11 protein-coding genes are annotated in these 15,188 nt (G+C 70.5%); 7 read left to right on the top strand and 4 right to left on the bottom strand.

Features of this window, described 5'->3' with window-relative positions:
• Positions 1 to 90 precede the first annotated feature (90 nt).
• From ABGB14_RS25200 to ABGB14_RS25220, 5 genes are all read left to right on the top strand, one after another.
• Positions 91 to 2,001, top strand: a complete 1,911-nt coding sequence (locus ABGB14_RS25200) for a hypothetical protein (protein ID WP_347646285.1) — start codon at positions 91 to 93, stop codon at positions 1,999 to 2,001.
• A gap of 172 nt (positions 2,002 to 2,173) precedes the next feature.
• Positions 2,174 to 5,029: a BTAD domain-containing putative transcriptional regulator gene (locus ABGB14_RS25205; RefSeq protein WP_347646286.1), complete on the top strand. Its 2,856-nt coding sequence runs from the start codon at positions 2,174 to 2,176 to the stop codon at positions 5,027 to 5,029.
• Between the two features lie 336 nt (positions 5,030 to 5,365).
• Complete coding sequence (locus tag ABGB14_RS25210; RefSeq protein ID WP_347646287.1) at positions 5,366 to 5,911, top strand: hypothetical protein; 546 nt, start codon at positions 5,366 to 5,368, stop codon at positions 5,909 to 5,911.
• Between the two features lie 41 nt (positions 5,912 to 5,952).
• Positions 5,953 to 6,714: an isoprenyl transferase gene (locus ABGB14_RS25215; protein ID WP_347646288.1), complete on the top strand. Its 762-nt coding sequence runs from the start codon at positions 5,953 to 5,955 to the stop codon at positions 6,712 to 6,714.
• A gap of 207 nt (positions 6,715 to 6,921) precedes the next feature.
• Positions 6,922 to 8,241, top strand: coding sequence for a PhoH family protein (locus ABGB14_RS25220; RefSeq protein WP_347646289.1), 1,320 nt, complete (start codon positions 6,922 to 6,924; stop codon positions 8,239 to 8,241).
• On the opposite strand, the gene ABGB14_RS25225 is transcribed toward ABGB14_RS25220, so the two are convergent.
• The 3 genes from ABGB14_RS25225 to ABGB14_RS25235 are packed head-to-tail and all read right to left on the bottom strand — an operon-like array spanning position 8,242 to position 10,825.
• Complete coding sequence (locus tag ABGB14_RS25225) at positions 8,242 to 8,745, bottom strand: hypothetical protein (RefSeq protein ID WP_347646290.1); 504 nt, start codon at positions 8,743 to 8,745, stop codon at positions 8,242 to 8,244.
• Positions 8,742 to 10,154: a HAMP domain-containing sensor histidine kinase gene (locus tag ABGB14_RS25230; RefSeq protein ID WP_347646291.1), complete on the bottom strand. Its 1,413-nt coding sequence runs from the start codon at positions 10,152 to 10,154 to the stop codon at positions 8,742 to 8,744. The genes ABGB14_RS25225 and ABGB14_RS25230 overlap by 4 nt, the downstream gene beginning before the upstream one ends.
• Positions 10,151 to 10,825 carry a response regulator transcription factor gene (locus tag ABGB14_RS25235; RefSeq protein ID WP_347646292.1) on the bottom strand — a complete coding sequence of 225 codons (675 nt, stop codon included), beginning with the start codon at positions 10,823 to 10,825 and terminating at the stop codon, positions 10,151 to 10,153. The genes ABGB14_RS25230 and ABGB14_RS25235 overlap by 4 nt, the downstream gene beginning before the upstream one ends.
• A 244-nt stretch (positions 10,826 to 11,069) precedes the next feature.
• On the opposite strand from ABGB14_RS25235, the gene ABGB14_RS25240 reads away from it, so the two are divergent.
• Together ABGB14_RS25240 and ABGB14_RS25245 are read left to right on the top strand one after the other, a co-directional pair.
• Positions 11,070 to 11,798 carry a lytic transglycosylase domain-containing protein gene (locus tag ABGB14_RS25240; protein WP_347646293.1) on the top strand — a complete coding sequence of 243 codons (729 nt, stop codon included), beginning with the start codon at positions 11,070 to 11,072 and terminating at the stop codon, positions 11,796 to 11,798.
• A gap of 88 nt (positions 11,799 to 11,886) precedes the next feature.
• The gene (locus ABGB14_RS25245) at positions 11,887 to 13,866 is read left to right on the top strand and encodes a glycosyltransferase family A protein (RefSeq protein ID WP_347646294.1); all 1,980 of its coding nucleotides are present in this window, start codon (positions 11,887 to 11,889) and stop codon (positions 13,864 to 13,866) included.
• Here the strand turns inward: ABGB14_RS25245 and ABGB14_RS25250 are convergent.
• Complete coding sequence (locus ABGB14_RS25250) at positions 13,856 to 15,142, bottom strand: MFS transporter (RefSeq protein WP_347646295.1); 1,287 nt, start codon at positions 15,140 to 15,142, stop codon at positions 13,856 to 13,858. The genes ABGB14_RS25245 and ABGB14_RS25250 overlap by 11 nt on opposite strands.
• Positions 15,143 to 15,188: the final 46 nt, after the last annotated feature.

Raw genomic sequence — 15,188 nt, forward strand, 5'->3', positions numbered from 1 at the left:
GAACACCTCGATGGCAACGAATGGCGGCCGCGCATCACCACGGTGCGGTGAGCCGGCCGGATGGCGTGCGTCACGGGGGAGCCGAACCACATGATCGAGGACGGGCTGCTGTCACTGGGAGCGCAGCTACGGCGGCCATGGAGGGCTGCGCGGGCGGCGTCGCGGCTCGTGGCTCCGGCGGCGGCGGGATGCGCCCTGTGGTGGGTCCTGGCTCTGGGCACGCTCCCGCTCCTGCGGGACCCCGGCGGCGTGGCGCTCGTCAACGGCGTGCCCGCCGTGGTGGGGCCGCTCCCGGCAACGGTGCTGGCCTGGGCCGCGATGGTGGCCACTGCGGCGACGGCCGGGCTCGGGCTCCTGCTGCCCACCCTGGTGACCATGGCGGCGGGATCGCTCCTGGGGCGCCCCGTACCGTCCCCTGTCGCGTTGCGGGTCGCGCTTCGGCACCGGAGGGCGCTGCTGGTGCTCGCCGCCGGCGGCGCGGCGGTTGTGGCCGGGGTGACGGTCGCCATGACGTTCATGGTGTCCTTCTGGGCGAAGGCGGCGCTGGCGGGGGTGGCGGCGGTCGTGCTGCTGCCGCTGTTGCCCGCCGTACCGGCTGTGGTTCTGGAGGGCCGGACGGCGCGGCAGGCACTGAGCCGCGCGTTCGCCCTGGCGGGCGGGCGCACGGTGGTGATCACGTGCGTGCTGGCGGTTTGCCCGGCGGTGGCGGTGCTCGACTGGTGGCCGCCGGGACGGCTGGCGATGCTGCCCGTGCTCATGGCCTTGATGGCCACGGCGGTGACGCTGGTGTTCCTGCTCGCCCTGACGAACGGCTGGCGCGGTGACGCCCCGATGGCGTTCCGCGCCGTGGTGGACGGGTTGCCGGCCGAGCCGCCTGCCCCGGCCGGGAAGCGTGCCGCGCCGGTGATCGCGCTGGCAGGGCTGGCGCTGCCGGGCCTGCTGCTGATCGGCGTGACCGCGGCCAACCCGATGGACTGGCCCGCCTACCAGCGGGGGGAACGGTCCGGCAGCGGCGAGCTCACGTCCTTCTCTCACTTCTCGGTGTCGGCGGACGGCCGGGCCGTACTGGTCCGCGACGACGCGTTGCTGCTGGAGTGCGCCGACGCTCTGTGCACGGGGCCCGGCAGCTCCGACGTACACGCAGCGGCCCGGCGGGCGACGGCGGTGGCCGGGCGTGCGCTGAAGCTGTGCTGGTATCGCGACAGGGGCTGCGGACCCGGTGACGGGCTGCCCCTTCCGGAGTTCCCGAGCGCGGTCGCGGCGGCGTCCCTGCCGGGGGGGCCTGGCCCGGTGGTCGCCGTCCTCGCAGCCGAGCCTCGGTCCCGCTCGTCCCTGTGGCTGCTGTACTGCGGAGACCCTGACTGCGGCTCCGCCACGCGCAGGCAGATCGCCGAGGTGGAGGAGCCGTTCCGCCCTGCGGACGACCAGCAGCTCGCGGTGGCGGTGACGCGAGATGGACGGCCCGTGGTGGTCCGGCACAACTGGGGCATCGGCGAGGTCGCCGTGTTCAGCTGTGACAGTCCGGAGTGCGGCAGCGTTCGCCGTACGGTGCCGGCCACGTCCGCCCGGCCCGACGATGCGGAGGCGGCCGGCTGGGGGACATCGCGACCGGCCGTCGCGATCGGCCAGGACGGGTATCCGCGGGTGCTCTACCACGACGTGAGCAGCGCCACCCCGGTGTTGCTGGAGTGCGCAGATGCAGCCTGCGCCGCCGCGCGCAGGGTGCCGGTCCCCGCCGCGGCTTCGCGCGGTGTGCGCGGCACACTCGCCGTGGACGGAGCGGGCCGCACCCTCGTGGCAGCCTTCGCCCCCGGCGGCGTGGTGCACCTGGCGACGTGCGCCACCGGCACCTGCGCGGCACGTCCGGTCGGCACGGTGGACGGCACCGCACGTGCCGTCCACCTGGCGATCGACGGTGCGGGCCGCCCTCTGCTGGCCTGGATGTCCGAGCCGGAGGGCGGCGGCTGGCACCAGACGATCATCCGGCCGGTCACCGGCTGAGGCCCCAGCTTCCTCGGCGTGGGCGTGCCCTGGCAGGAGCCGTCCCGCGCGTCCTCTCCGCACGACGATCTCCGCGGGGCCCTGGGCGGCGCCAGCGATCTTCGGCCGGGAAGAAAGCCGAGATCAACTGATCTACAAGCTCTCGCGGGCAGGATCGGCGGCGGAGGAAATCATGTTCTTCAAGATTCTCGGACCGCTGAGTGTCGAACGCGACGGGGACGAAGTGCCGCTCGGGGGCAGCTTCCAACGCGTCGTCATGGCGATGCTGCTGCTCGATGCCAACCGGGTCGTTCCCGTCGACAGATTGATCAACGCTGTCTGGGGCGAGGCCCCGCCGACGACCGCGCGTAACCAGATCCAGATCAAGATCTCCCAGCTGCGTCGTACGCTCGGCGACGTCGCGCAGCCGTACGAGTTCCTCATCACCACACCCCCCGGATACCTGATCAGGGCGGGGCAGGGCCGGCTCGATCTCGCCGACTTCGACGAGCTGACCGGCCGGGCGCAACGAGAGGAGCCCGACCGCGCTGCCAGGAGCCTGCGCGAGGCGCTGGCACTCTGGCGCGGCCCCGCCCTGTCCGACATCAGCAGTGACCTCGTTCAGACGATCGCGCACAGCCTGCAGGAACGCCGGTTGCTCGCCCACGAGCAGTGCATCGAGTTGGAACTGGCGGCGGGCCACCACCAGCGGCTGGTCACCGAACTGCGCGCCCTCGTCCAGGACAATCCCGTGCGGGAGCGGCTGCGCGGCCTTCTCATGCTCGCTCTCTACCGCTCGGGGCGGCAGGCCGAGGCGCTCGACGCCTTTCGCGCCTACCGGGAGATGTTGCTCGACACGCTGGGCCTGGAGCCCGGTGACGAGCTCCGGCGGCTCGAGGTGGCCATTCTCAACCAGGAAGCCGAGCTCGAGAACGCTCCAATGGTGCCGCGGCGGACGCCGATCCCCAGGCAGCTCCCTGCGGTGATCTCCCGCCTGGCGGGGCGCGACCCGGAACTGCGCCGCATCGGCTCGCTCCTGGGCGAGAGAAGCGCGGGCGCCGAGTTGCCCGTCGCCGCCATCGTCGGCCGAGCCGGCGTGGGCAAGACCGAGCTGGCTCTCCAGGCAGCCCATCGGCTGGCGCCGGCATACCCGGACGGTCAGCTCTACGTCGACCTGCAAGGCGGCGAGGTGCAGCCCACCGACGTGCTGAGCCGGTTCCTGCGCGCCTTGGGCGTTTCGGCGGTGCCGCGTCTGGAGGACGAAAGAGCCGCCCTGTTCCGCTCCATCGTCGCCGGCGGCCGGATGCTCCTCCTCGTCGACAATGCGGGCACGTTCGAGCAGATCCGGCCGCTGCTGCCGGGCGGCGCGCCCTGTGCCGTCCTGATCACCAGCCGCCACCGGCCCATCGGACTACCGGAGGATCAGATCATCCGCCTTGACGTCCTGGACCAGGACAGCGCGGTCGAGCTGCTCACCTACGACATCGGCGCACAGCGCGCCGCACTGGAGCCCTCACCGGTTCGGACGCTCGCCGAGCAGTGCGGCGGGTTGCCCCTGGCGCTGCGCATCGCCGGGGCGCGCCTGGCCGTGCGGCCGCTGTGGTCCGTTCAGACACTGGTCGACCTGCTCGGCGACACCCGTAACATGCTCGACGTACTCAGCCATGGCGACCTGGAAGTGCGGGCCGGCCTCGACGTCAGCTACCGCGGGCTGTCACTCCGGGCCCGCTCGCTGTTCCGGCGGCTCGGCCTGCTGGACAGCCCGCAGAGCGCCCCCTGGCTCGGCGCCGCGCTGCTCGGCGACGACGCCGACGGTGCGTTCGACGAGTTGGTCGAGGCGTCGCTGCTGACGCGCAGGGGCCATCGGTATGTCATGCATGACCTGGTACGCGTCTACGCCTGCGAGCAGGCCACAATCGACGAGAGCCCGGAGCAGCGCCAGGCCGCGGTCGATCGCGCCTGCACGGCCTTCCTGTCTCTGGCCGACCTGGCGCACCAGCGCTACTACGGCGGCCATTTCACCCTGCTCAGAGGCAAGGCCGTCGGCGACCACCAGGCCACGGCCCGGGCCGACGAGCTCTTCGGCGATGACCCGCTCAGGTGGCTGGACGACGAGCGGCTGACGCTCCTGGCGACCGTACGGCAGGCCTCCGGACACGGCCTCGACGAGCTCTGCTGGAACATCGCGATGACCGCGATCACTCTCTTCGAGACCCACGGCTACTACGATGAGTGGCGCAGCCTGACCGAGATCGCGCTCAAGGCCTGTCGCCACGCGCACAACAGACGCGGCGAGGCGGCGATGATGTACTCACTGAGCACGCTCGCCAACTTCCAGCAGCGCTACAGCGAGGCGCAGCCCCTGCTGCTGCAGGCCATCGACATCTTCGAGCAGATCGGCGAACCGCACGGCACGGCTCTCGCGCTGCGCAACCTGGCGCTCTCGCAGCGAGTCCGGGGCGATCTCGACGCCGCGCTCGAAAGATACCGTCAGGCACTTCGCCTGCTCGAAGAGGTGGGAGATCGGGCAGCGGAAGGTCATGTCCTGGTGAGCATCGCGGTCATACACCTTGAGGAGGGCCGGCTGGGGGAGGCCGAACCCCTGCTCGACCAGGCGTTGGAGATCTTCAGGGGGGAGGGCGTGCAGCGGGGCGAGGCTCAGGCGCTCAACCGTCACGCTGAGCTCTCCTTGCGGCGCGGCGAGCCGGGAAGGGCGCTGGAGTCGTTCGAAAGGGCTCTCAGCATGGTGCGCGGCATGCGTGACCGGATCGGCGAGGCATACGTCCTGCACGGAATCGGCGCGGCGCAGGCGGCCCTGGGCCGGGCGGCACCCGCCCGGCGGGCCCTGTCACAAGCCCTGGCGCTCGCCCAGGACCTGCGCGAGCGCCATATCGAGGGACGGTCCAGGCTTTCGCTCGGCCTGCTGCTCGAACAGCAGGAGGATCCGGAAGCTGTGACGCATCTGAAGGAGGCACACGCGTTGTTCGCCGCCATGGAGGCGGAACGGTGGCGGGCGAAGGCCGCCACCGCCCTGTCCCGCCATGGGTGAGTCGCTCACCGCCGCGGATCGTCCGTCCAGCTCATGTCACATGTCCAGGGGAAGTTGGGATCGCATGTGCCCGGGGTGTGATGCACGGCGAAGGCCGGCGTACCGGATGCCACCGCGAAGGCGGCGACGAGCCCGAAGGTGACCAGAAGTTTTCGCATGTCTCCCCGTATCTTGATCTCCCGGCTGTCGCGGCCGGACGCGGGACAAACCGTAGACACGGCCGCTTTAGATCGGCTTTCGCGCAGGCACTCACGTCTTGTGCGTTGCCGCCCGGCCCGGCCAGTCCTGAGCCGGTCGCCCGCGTTTAGCCGACTTTCGAGCGGAAACTGTCAGGGGATGGGGGGACTGCGCTGTGTCGATGGTTCTTATCTGAGCGTCACGCCCATCGCGTGCAGGGACAGCGTCGGCAGGCCGTACGAGATCACTCTGGAGTTGCACCGGGACGGCACGCCTTACGGCAGCGTGGGGGAGCGGTGCGGCTGGCTGCTCGCGCGCCTCGCGCGCGGTGTGGACGAGGCCCGCAGGGACGGCGGCGCGGCCGGGCGGTGGGCCGATCCCGACGATCGTTTCCCCGGCGAGGCGTCCGACAGCGAGCTGTTCTCCTTCCGCTACCGCACGCGCTCCGGCGCGGGCGGCGGTGAGCTCCGCTGCCAGCTGCGCACCATCCCGAGGTGGCAGCCCATGACCGGGGAGTGGCGGCTGACCCGGCGGGCCTATGTGGAGGCGTGGTGCGCCACGGGCGTGGGCACGCGGGCGGTGCTGACCTCGGCCGAGCTGTCAGGGTTCGTACGCGGGCTGGTGGAGGAGGCCGAGGGGTGTCTGGAAGGCAGAGACTTGGCCAGAAATCCAGTCCAGGGGGCAGGCACGGGCGAATCACGGTGATAATTGCGTGTTAGGTCACAGCACCGCTGGGAGGCACGTCCGTGGGCCTGCGCAATCTGGTCTACCGGCTCTATGAGCACCGGCTGGAGGCCAAGCTGTCCAAGGACAGCGTCCCCCGGCATGTCGGGGTCATCATCGACGGCAACCGCCGCTGGGCGCGGGCGATGGGCATGCACGACGTGGCCCGCGGTCATCGCAAGGGCGCGGACAAGATCTCGGAGCTGCTCGGCTGGTGCCGCGAGACCGGGGTCGAGGTCGTCACCGTGTGGATGTTGTCCAACGACAACCTCAACCGGCCGCGGGACGAGCTGGAGCCCCTGCTACGCATCATCGAGGACGTGACGCGGGAGCTCGTGGCCGAGGGCTGGCGGATCAGCCCGGTCGGAGCGCTCGACCTGCTGCCGGACCGGACGGCGAATGTCCTCAAAGAGGCAAAAGAAGTCTCCTCGCACCGTCCAGGCCTGATTGTGAACGTTGCAGTTGGGTATGGAGGAAGGCGTGAGATTGCCGATGCGGTGCGCTCACTCCTCCAGGAGCATGCGAGCAAGGGGGCGAGCATCGAGGACCTCGTCGAGGTGCTCGATGTGGAGCACATCGCGGAGCATCTTTACACTCGCGGCCAACCCGACCCGGACCTCCTCATCCGGACCTCGGGCGAGCAGCGCTTGTCGGGCTTCATGCTCTGGCAGAGCGCCCATTCGGAGTTCTACTTCCACGAGGCCTACTGGCCGGACTTCCGCAGGGTCGACTTCCTCCGAGCGCTGCGCGATTACGCTGCGAGACACCGGCGTTACGGTTCCTGACGCGACATCTGGGTATTCAGGACGTAACGTTGGAAATGTCCGGCCACAGGACGGACATTTCGGAGAGGGCCCGCCTTTGCATCGTGAACTGCCGAGGGGGGCCGGACCCCGGCGCCGACGGCACGTAGCGGTCGGGGACGCGGGTCCGGTCCGATTCCCGCCTCGTCTGCAGGGTGCCCGCACCTATGGGCGCCCGGGGGAGAACGTGTGGCAGTGTCCTCGAGCAACCCTACGACCAAGCCGGCCAAGCGCACGTACGTGCTCGACACCTCGGTCCTGCTGGCCGACCCGGCGGCAATGACCCGCTTCGCCGAGCACGACGTCGTCCTTCCCATCGTGGTCATCACGGAGCTGGAAGGAAAGCGGCACCATCCCGAGCTCGGCTATTTCGCGAGGAAGGCCCTGCGCTACCTCGACGAGCTGCGCGTCCAGTACGGCAGGCTCGACGAGCCGATGCCGACGGGGGATGGAACGATCAGGGTTGAGCTCAACCACAGCGATCCGTCCATCCTGCCCGTGGGCTTCCGCCTGGGAGACAACGACACCCGCATCCTGACCGTGGCCCGCTCGCTGGCCGCCGAGGGCTGCGACGTCGTCCTGGTGTCCAAAGACCTGCCGCTGCGGGTCAAGGCCGCCTCGATCGGCCTGTCGGCCGAGGAATACCGCGCGGAGCTGGTGCACGAGTCCGGCTGGACGGGGATGGCCGAGCTCCAGGTGACCGCCGAAGACGTCGAGACGCTCTTCGACCAGGGCACCGCCGACGTCGAGGAGGGCAGGGAGCTGCCCACGCACACCGGCCTGCGGCTGCTGTCGGCCAAGGGCTCGGCGCTCGGCAGGGTGCTGCCGGACAAGTCGGTCAAGCTCGTACGCGGCGACCGCGAGGTGTTCGGCCTGCACGGCCGCTCCGCCGAGCAGCGCATCGCGCTCGAGCTGCTGATGGATCCGGAGATCGGCATCGTCTCGCTCGGCGGCCGGGCCGGCACCGGCAAGTCGGCGCTGGCCCTCTGCGCAGGTCTGGAGGCGGTGCTGGAGCGTCGCCAGCACCGCAAGGTGGTCGTCTTCCGCCCTCTCTACGCCGTGGGCGGCCAGGAGCTCGGCTACCTGCCGGGCACCGAGGGCGAGAAGATGGGCCCGTGGGCGCAGGCGGTCTACGACACGATGGGCGCGATCACCTCGCCCGAGGTGATCGAGGAGGTGCTCGACCGGGGCATGCTGGAGGTGCTCCCGCTGACGCACATCCGCGGCCGCTCGCTGCACGACGCGTTCGTGATCGTGGACGAGGCCCAGTCGCTCGAACGCGGCGTGCTGCTCACGGTGCTGAGCCGGATCGGCGCCAACTCGCGGGTCGTGCTCACCCACGACATCGCCCAGCGCGACAACCTGCGGGTGGGCCGGCACGACGGCGTGGTGGCGGTGGTGGAGAAGCTCAAGGGCCACCCGCTCTTCGCGCACGTCACGCTGACCAGGTCCGAGCGTTCCCCGATCGCCGCCCTGGTGACGGAGATGCTGGAGGACATCACGCTCTGATCACTTGAGCTCGCCGCAGGTGTACCGCCCCTCCGTCTTGGAGGGGCGGTTCTCGTTCTCTCGTACGATCTTGACCAGTTCGAACGCCGCGTCCTGCTGGGCGGTGCAGACGATCTGGGCCTTGCCGAGCTTGGTCAGCGTGCCCTCGCCCCTGATGTAGACGGTCAGCGTCGAGGTGCGCGGGAGCTGCACCTCGTCGCGCTGGATCGGGTTGAGCGAGTCCTTGATCCCGATGTACGTGAAGCCGCGCAGCGCCGTGTCCCGGTTGCCGAGCGGCTTGGTCGACGCGTCGAAGAGCGCCCCGAGCAGGCTGCCGACGGTGTCGTTGTCGACGTCGGCGGGTTCCAGGATGAGCTCGCCGTCCTTGAGCAGGTAGATCGTCTTGGACGGCGGGGGGATCCTGGTGGTCGGGGCGTTGCCGCGGTCCTGGACGTCGGTGGGCGAGATGCCGCAGGCCGCGGCGCCGACGAGCGCGACGATGGTGAGGATGCGTTGGGCTTTCATGCGTGGGGCAACCAGACGGTGAAGAGGGTGCCGGGGTTCTGGGCACGTACGGAGATCGTGCCGCCGTGCAGGTGCACGTTGGCCTTGGCGATGGCGAGGCCGAGACCGCTGCCCTGGCTGCGCGACCGGCCGGCGCCGGCCTTGAAGAAGCGGTCGAAGACGTGCGGCAGCGCCTCGCGGGGGATGCCCTGGCCGTGGTCGCGCACCTTCACTTCCAGGCCGCTCTGCGTGATTCTTGTGCTGACCAGCACCGGTGGCCGGCCGTGCTTGAGCGCGTTGCCGACGAGGTTGGCCACGATCACGTCGAATCTGGCGGGGTCCAGGTTGACGGCCAGTCCCTGGGGGGCCTTCACGGTCACCTGGTCGCTCCAGCCGCGCACGGCCAGGCAGTCGTCGATGGCCTCGGCCACGTTCACCGGCTCGAGGTTGAGCGTGGCCGTGCCCGCGTCGAAGCGGCTGATCTCGATGAGGTGCTCGACCAGCCCGCGCAGGCGCTCGATCTCCCTGAGCACCAGGCGTACGGCCTCGGCCGGCGCCTCGGGCAGCCGGCCGGCCTCCTCGGAGAGCATGTCGGCGACGGCCGTCATCGAGGTCAGCGGCGTGCGCAGCTCGTGGGAGACGTCCGCCACGAACCTGCGCGACATGGCCTCCAGCGAGCGCAGCTCGGCCACGCTCAGCTCCAGCGCCGCGGCGGCGTCGTTGAACCTGCTGGTGAGCTCGGCCAGCTCGTCCTGGCCGTGGACGGGCAGCCGCGTGTCCAGCCGGCCCTGGCCGAGCGCCTGCGCGGCCGCGCTCAGCCGCCGGACCGGCAGCAGCACCTGCCGGGCCGACAGCAGCGCGACGACCAGCGCGATCAGCACGATGACCACGCCGGCCTGGATGAAGGTGATCCTGAGCGTGGCCAGCTGCCGCTCGTCGTCCTTCAGCGGGAAGAAGACGAACGCCCGCAGGTCCGTCGCCTCGACCCTGCTGCCGGCCTCCCGGTAGACCTCGGCGCCGACGATGAGCCAGAGCTCGCCCCGGATGATCTTGCGCTGGGTGACGACGCTCTGCTTGGCGCGGCCGTGGAGCTCGTTGGGGACGTCGCTCATGGACATCGGACCCTCGGAGGCGATCAGGGCGCCGTACTCGATGAGGACGCTGCGGCCCGGCCCGTTGAGCGCGTGGGCGAGGCGGCCGAGCTCCCTCGCCGTGGGGGCGGCCTCGCCCGGCCTGAGCCGCCCGATGGGGAAGGTGATGCTGCCGAGCTCCCTGGTGACCTGGTCGAGCGCCGTGGTCTCGGCCCGGGTGACGAGCGCGGTCTTGGCCAGCTCGAAGCCGATCGTGGCGACCAGCAGCGAGGCGGCCACGGCCACGAGCGTGAACGTGATGACCAGGCGGGCGCGCAGCCCGGTGGGCAGCGGGATCACGGAGGGCTGAACCGGTAGCCGAACCCGCGCACCGTGTGGATGAAGACGGGTTCGCCCGGCCTTGGCTCGATCTTCGCGCGCACCCGCTGCACGCAGGCGTCCACCAGCCGCGAGTCGGCGATGTGCGTGTGGTCCCACACCTCGCGCAGCAGATAGCGACGGTTGAGCACCTGGCCGGGGTGCCGGATGAGCTCCAGGAGCAGCCGCAGCTCGGTCGGCGTCAGGTGGATCTCCTTGCCGGCGAGCGTGACCTTGAGCGCGCCCCGGTCGATCACGAGGTCGCCGAAGGTGATGCGGTCGGAGGCGGCCGACTCGGCCCGGCGCAGGATGGCGCGGATGCGGGCGTCCAGGACTCTGGGCTCGACGGGCTTGATCACGTAGTCGTCGGCGCCCGCCTCCAGCCCGACGACCACGTCCAGGTCGTCGCCGCGGGCGGTGAGGAGGATGACGGGGAGCTGGTCGAGCTTGCGTATGCGGCGGCACACCTCGATGCCGTCGATCCCGGGGAGCATGACGTCGAGGATCGCGATCTCGGGGCGGCGGGCCCTGATGTGGTCGAGCGCCTCCTCGCCCGTCCCGTAGGACGTGACGGAGTGCCCCTGCCGCGTCAGCGCGAGTTCGAGTGCCGTGCGGACGGAGGGGTCGTCTTCTACAAGAAGGATGCCAGCCACGCGCACATTATTGTTCCATGTCCCAAATATCCGAGTTACGTCACCAAATCGTGACAATCCGTAGATGATGTTATGACGTGCCGAGTGTGGAGCCCGTGTTCGCAGCCTGTGGCTGCAAAGGTGTGAGGAATGTCACACTGATCGGGAAACTCCACGCTAACCCGACAGTTAGCCAAACTTACGCCAAGCGATTCCCGCGTTTCGGTTGCGGACCACCCCCCAGGACAGGGCAAGCTCGTGGACCGTGAGCCCCGGTCCGCAGTTGAGCGAGCGCCCTCGCGAGCGCCACCCGAAGGATGCCCCTCCCTCGGCGCGGCGACGTTCGCGTGTCACGCCGAAGCGCGTCATCATCGTCGCCGTCACGCTGGTGATCGTCTTCGGCGGCGGTGGCTTCGTCGCCTACCGCGCCGTCCAGAACGCCAACAGGCCGCAGCAGGCCGCGCTCTCCGTCGACGACTTCGCCAAGCTGGCCGGCGGTGACCTGTCGGCACCCGACCCAGAGACCGACGCGCTGAAGAACGCCGCCGAGCAGGCCTACCGCGCCGACCAGCTGAAGAAGGGCCGCTCGGGCAAGGGCAAGGACAAGGACTTCGACTGGGTCGTCCCCGAGCGGGCCCCCGGCGGTGACGGGTTCCCCGCCGCGAACTTCCCGCCGGGCAGCACCCCCTCGCCGGGCAGCAACAAGGCCACCGCCAAGTCCATGCTCGCCGCCAGCGGCTGGGGCAACGACCAGTGGGGCTGCCTGGAGCGGCTCTGGCAGAAGGAGAGCGGCTGGAACGAGCGGGCGATGAACCGCTACTCCGGCGCGTACGGCATCCCGCAGTCGCTGCCGGGCACCAAGATGGCCAGCGCGGGTGCCGACTGGCAGACCAACGCCGCCACCCAGATCAAGTGGGGCCTCGGCTACATCAAGGGCCGCTACGGCACACCGTGCGGCGCCTGGGCCCATTCACAGTCGGTGGGCTGGTACTAACAGGTCAACTTTCCTCCTCTAATCAGCAAGTCGCCGCGTCCGATCGGGTATATCGGCGCACGCTGGCCGCATGGGTGTGAAGGTCAGTGTGATCGTCGTTGTCTGCAATCCGGGTGACACCGCCGACGCGTGCATCCGCTCCGCGCTGGAGCAGACGATGCCCGCGGACGACTACGAAGTGATCTTCGTCGACGACGGATCGTCCGACGGCATCGGGGAACGGCTGGACACCATCGCCTCGGCCCGCCCCAACGTCCGCGCGCTGCACCTGCCGCACACGGGTACGCCGATGCGCGGCCGAAACGTCGGCCTGGCCGCGGCCACCGGCGACTACGTCTACTTTCTCGACCAGGGCGACCGCCTCGAACGTGACGCGATCGCCCGCATGCACGACCGCGCGATGGAGACCGACGCCGACGTGCTGATCGGCCGGCTGGTCCGCGACTACGGGTCGCCGATGGCCGCGTTCGAGCGCAGCACCGCCCGCGCCGACGTCCTGCGCGACAAGCTGCTCACCCTGCTCCTGCCGCAGCAGCTCTACCGGCGCACCTTTCTGGAGCAGCACGAGCTCGGCTTCCCCGTGCCCGGCGGGCTGATGGGGGAGCAGGCGTTCGTGATGCGGGCGTACCTGCACGCCAAGTCCATCGCCGTGCTGGCCGAGCACGTCTGCTGCCACCTCGGCCGGCGCCCCGTCGCCGAGGACGAGCCGCGGGCGATCGTGAAGGAACTGCACGCGCTGCTCGACGACATCGACACCTACGTCGGCGAGGGCCGCCAGCGCGAGCGCATGTACGCCCACTGGTTCCGCTCCGTCGTCCTGCGCCCGCTGCTGACCAGCAAGTTCGCCGACTCATCCGTCGACCGCGGCATGCACTTCCGGGTGGTCCAGGAGCTGGTGTTCCAGCGCTTCCCCGAGCGGCTCGACACCTACCTGCCCGTTCAGATGCGCGTGGTGGCCGCGTACGTGCGCACGGGACGCCTGGACCAGATCGTGCTCCTGTCCAACTCCACCAGGCGGGCGGGCCTGCGCTCCGACCTGACCGAGGTGCGCTGGGACGCCCAGGTCCTGGTGCTCGGGCTGACCGTGGAGGTGCACGGCGGCGACGGCACACCCGACAGGTACCGTGCCGACGGCGACCGCCTGCACTGGATCCCGCCGCGCTCGATCGACACGAAACGCCTGCCGGAGAGCGTCACCGACGTCACGGACGCGGTCGAGCGGGCGCGCATCGAGGTCTACGTCCGGCACACCGAGACGGGGCTCGTGCACTTCCTGCCGCTGACCCAGCACGTGGAGCGCGTCCAGGACGGCCGCCGCCGCTTCCGCGTGCAGATCAAGGGCGAGGCCAGGCTCGACGTCACCAGCGCCGCGCTCGGCGAGCCGCTCAGGCCAGGGCAGTGGGAGGTGCACGTACGCATGTTCGGCGGCGCCAACCAGGCCAGGAGCCGCGTCAGCCGCGCCAAGGGGCCGCTCAACTGCCTGGGCGTGCTGGCCCAGCGGCCCAGGATGCGGCTGGTGGTGCCGTGCTGGACCGACCAGGGTGAGCTGGGCCTGGTCATCGAGCCGCGTTCGTTCTCGGAGTCGATCGCCCTCGTGTCCCCTGGCGTGTCGGTCAGGCACCTCGACGGCCACCTGTACGTCGTCCTGCCGGTGCCGTACGTGCCGCCCAGCGGAGGGCCGCCGCTGGAGCTGGTGCTGCGCAGCACCGGGCGGCGTGCCCGCGAGGTGTGCGCTCCCGCGCTGGTCGAAGCCGGCGTGCCGGGCAGGTTCGCCGGGCAGCTCGTGGCCAAGCTGCCGGTCAAGCGCATCATGCCGGAAGATGACCACTTCGGCCCCGGCACCTGGTTGTCGTCGCTGCGCTCGTCGGACGGGGAGTTCGGGCTCAGGTTCGCGCTGGAGATGCGCAGGGGCCGGGTCGAGGTGCGCCCGGCCGCCGCGGCCGACCCCGAGCGCCGCTCGCCCATGGGCCGCGACACGCTGCTGCACCGGATCGGCCGGCGGCTGCCCGGCGCGCGCCACATGGTCCGGCTGGCGCGCGCGGGCGGCCACCGGTACCTCAAGGAGTGACCCTGCCCTGCGGCCTGGGCTCGGCCAGGTCGCTGCCCCGGGTCTCGCGCGCGGCGTAGACGGAGACGAGGGTGAGCACCGCCGCCAGGCCGAGGTAGACCGAGATCGGCACGCTGCTCGCGTACTCTCGCAGCAGCGCGACCGCGATGATCGGCGCCAGCGCGCCGGCCACGATCGCCGAGAGCTGCGCCCCGATGGACACGCCGGTGTAGCGCGTCCTCGTGGCGAACAGCTCCGAGAAGAAGGCCGCCTGCGGGCCGTACATCATGCCGTGGAAGAGCAGGCCGACGGTGACGGCGAGGGTGATCGCCAGGAAGTTGCCCGTGTCCACGAGCGGGAAGAACGCGAAGATCCACACCCCGATCCCGGCGGCGCCCGCCAGGTAGGTGGGGCGGCGGCCGACGCGGTCGGACAACGCGCCCCACATCGGGATCGTCACGAAATGGATGGCCGAGGCGATCAGCACCGCGGTCAGCACCGTGGAGTTGTCGATCTGCATCTGCTTGGCGTACGTGATGACGAAGACGGTCAGGAGGTAGAAGGAGATGTTCTCCGCCAGGCGGGCGCCGATCGCGATGATCACGTCCTTCCAGTGGTGGCGGAGCACGCCCACGATCGGCGCCCGTTCCTCCGGCTCGGCCTGCTGGAACACCGGCGACTCGCTGATCGACAGCCGGATCCACAACCCGACCAGCACCAGCGCGCCCGACAGCAGGAACGGCACCCGCCAGCCCCACGACAGGAACGCCTCGTCCGACTGCCAGGCGGCCAGCGCCGCCAGCACGCCGGTGGCCAGCAGGTTGCCGCCGGGGGCGCCGGCCTGCGGCCACGACGCCCAGAAGCCGCGCCGCTTGTTGTCGCCGTGCTCGGAGACGATCAGCACCGCGCCGCCCCACTCACCCCCGAGTGCGAAGCCCTGCACCAGGCGCAGCCCCGTCAGCAGCAGCGCCGCGGCCGGGCCGAGGGTCTCGTACGTCGGCAGGCAGCCGATCAGGAACGTCGCCGTGCCCATCATCAGCAGGCTGACGACCAGCAGCGTCTTGCGGCCCAGCCGGTCGCCGTAATGGCCGAAGACCAGGCCGCCGAGCGGGCGGGCGACGAACCCGACGGCGTAGGTGAGGAACGCCAGCAGGGTGCCGGTCAGTGGATCGGAGCCGGGGAAGAAGAGCTGATTGAACACGAGGGCGGCTGCCGAGCCGTAGAGGAAGAAGTCGTACCACTCGATGGTGGTGCCGACCAGGCTCGCGGCGACGACCTTCTTGATGGAAGTGGCCATGCCGGTCACGGTAGGGAGTGACCGGCGTCACTCATATGGCGTCGGA

The sequence above is a fragment of the Nonomuraea sp. B10E15 genome (genome assembly GCF_039871615.1).
Classification (GTDB): Bacteria; Actinomycetota; Actinomycetes; order Streptosporangiales; family Streptosporangiaceae; genus Nonomuraea.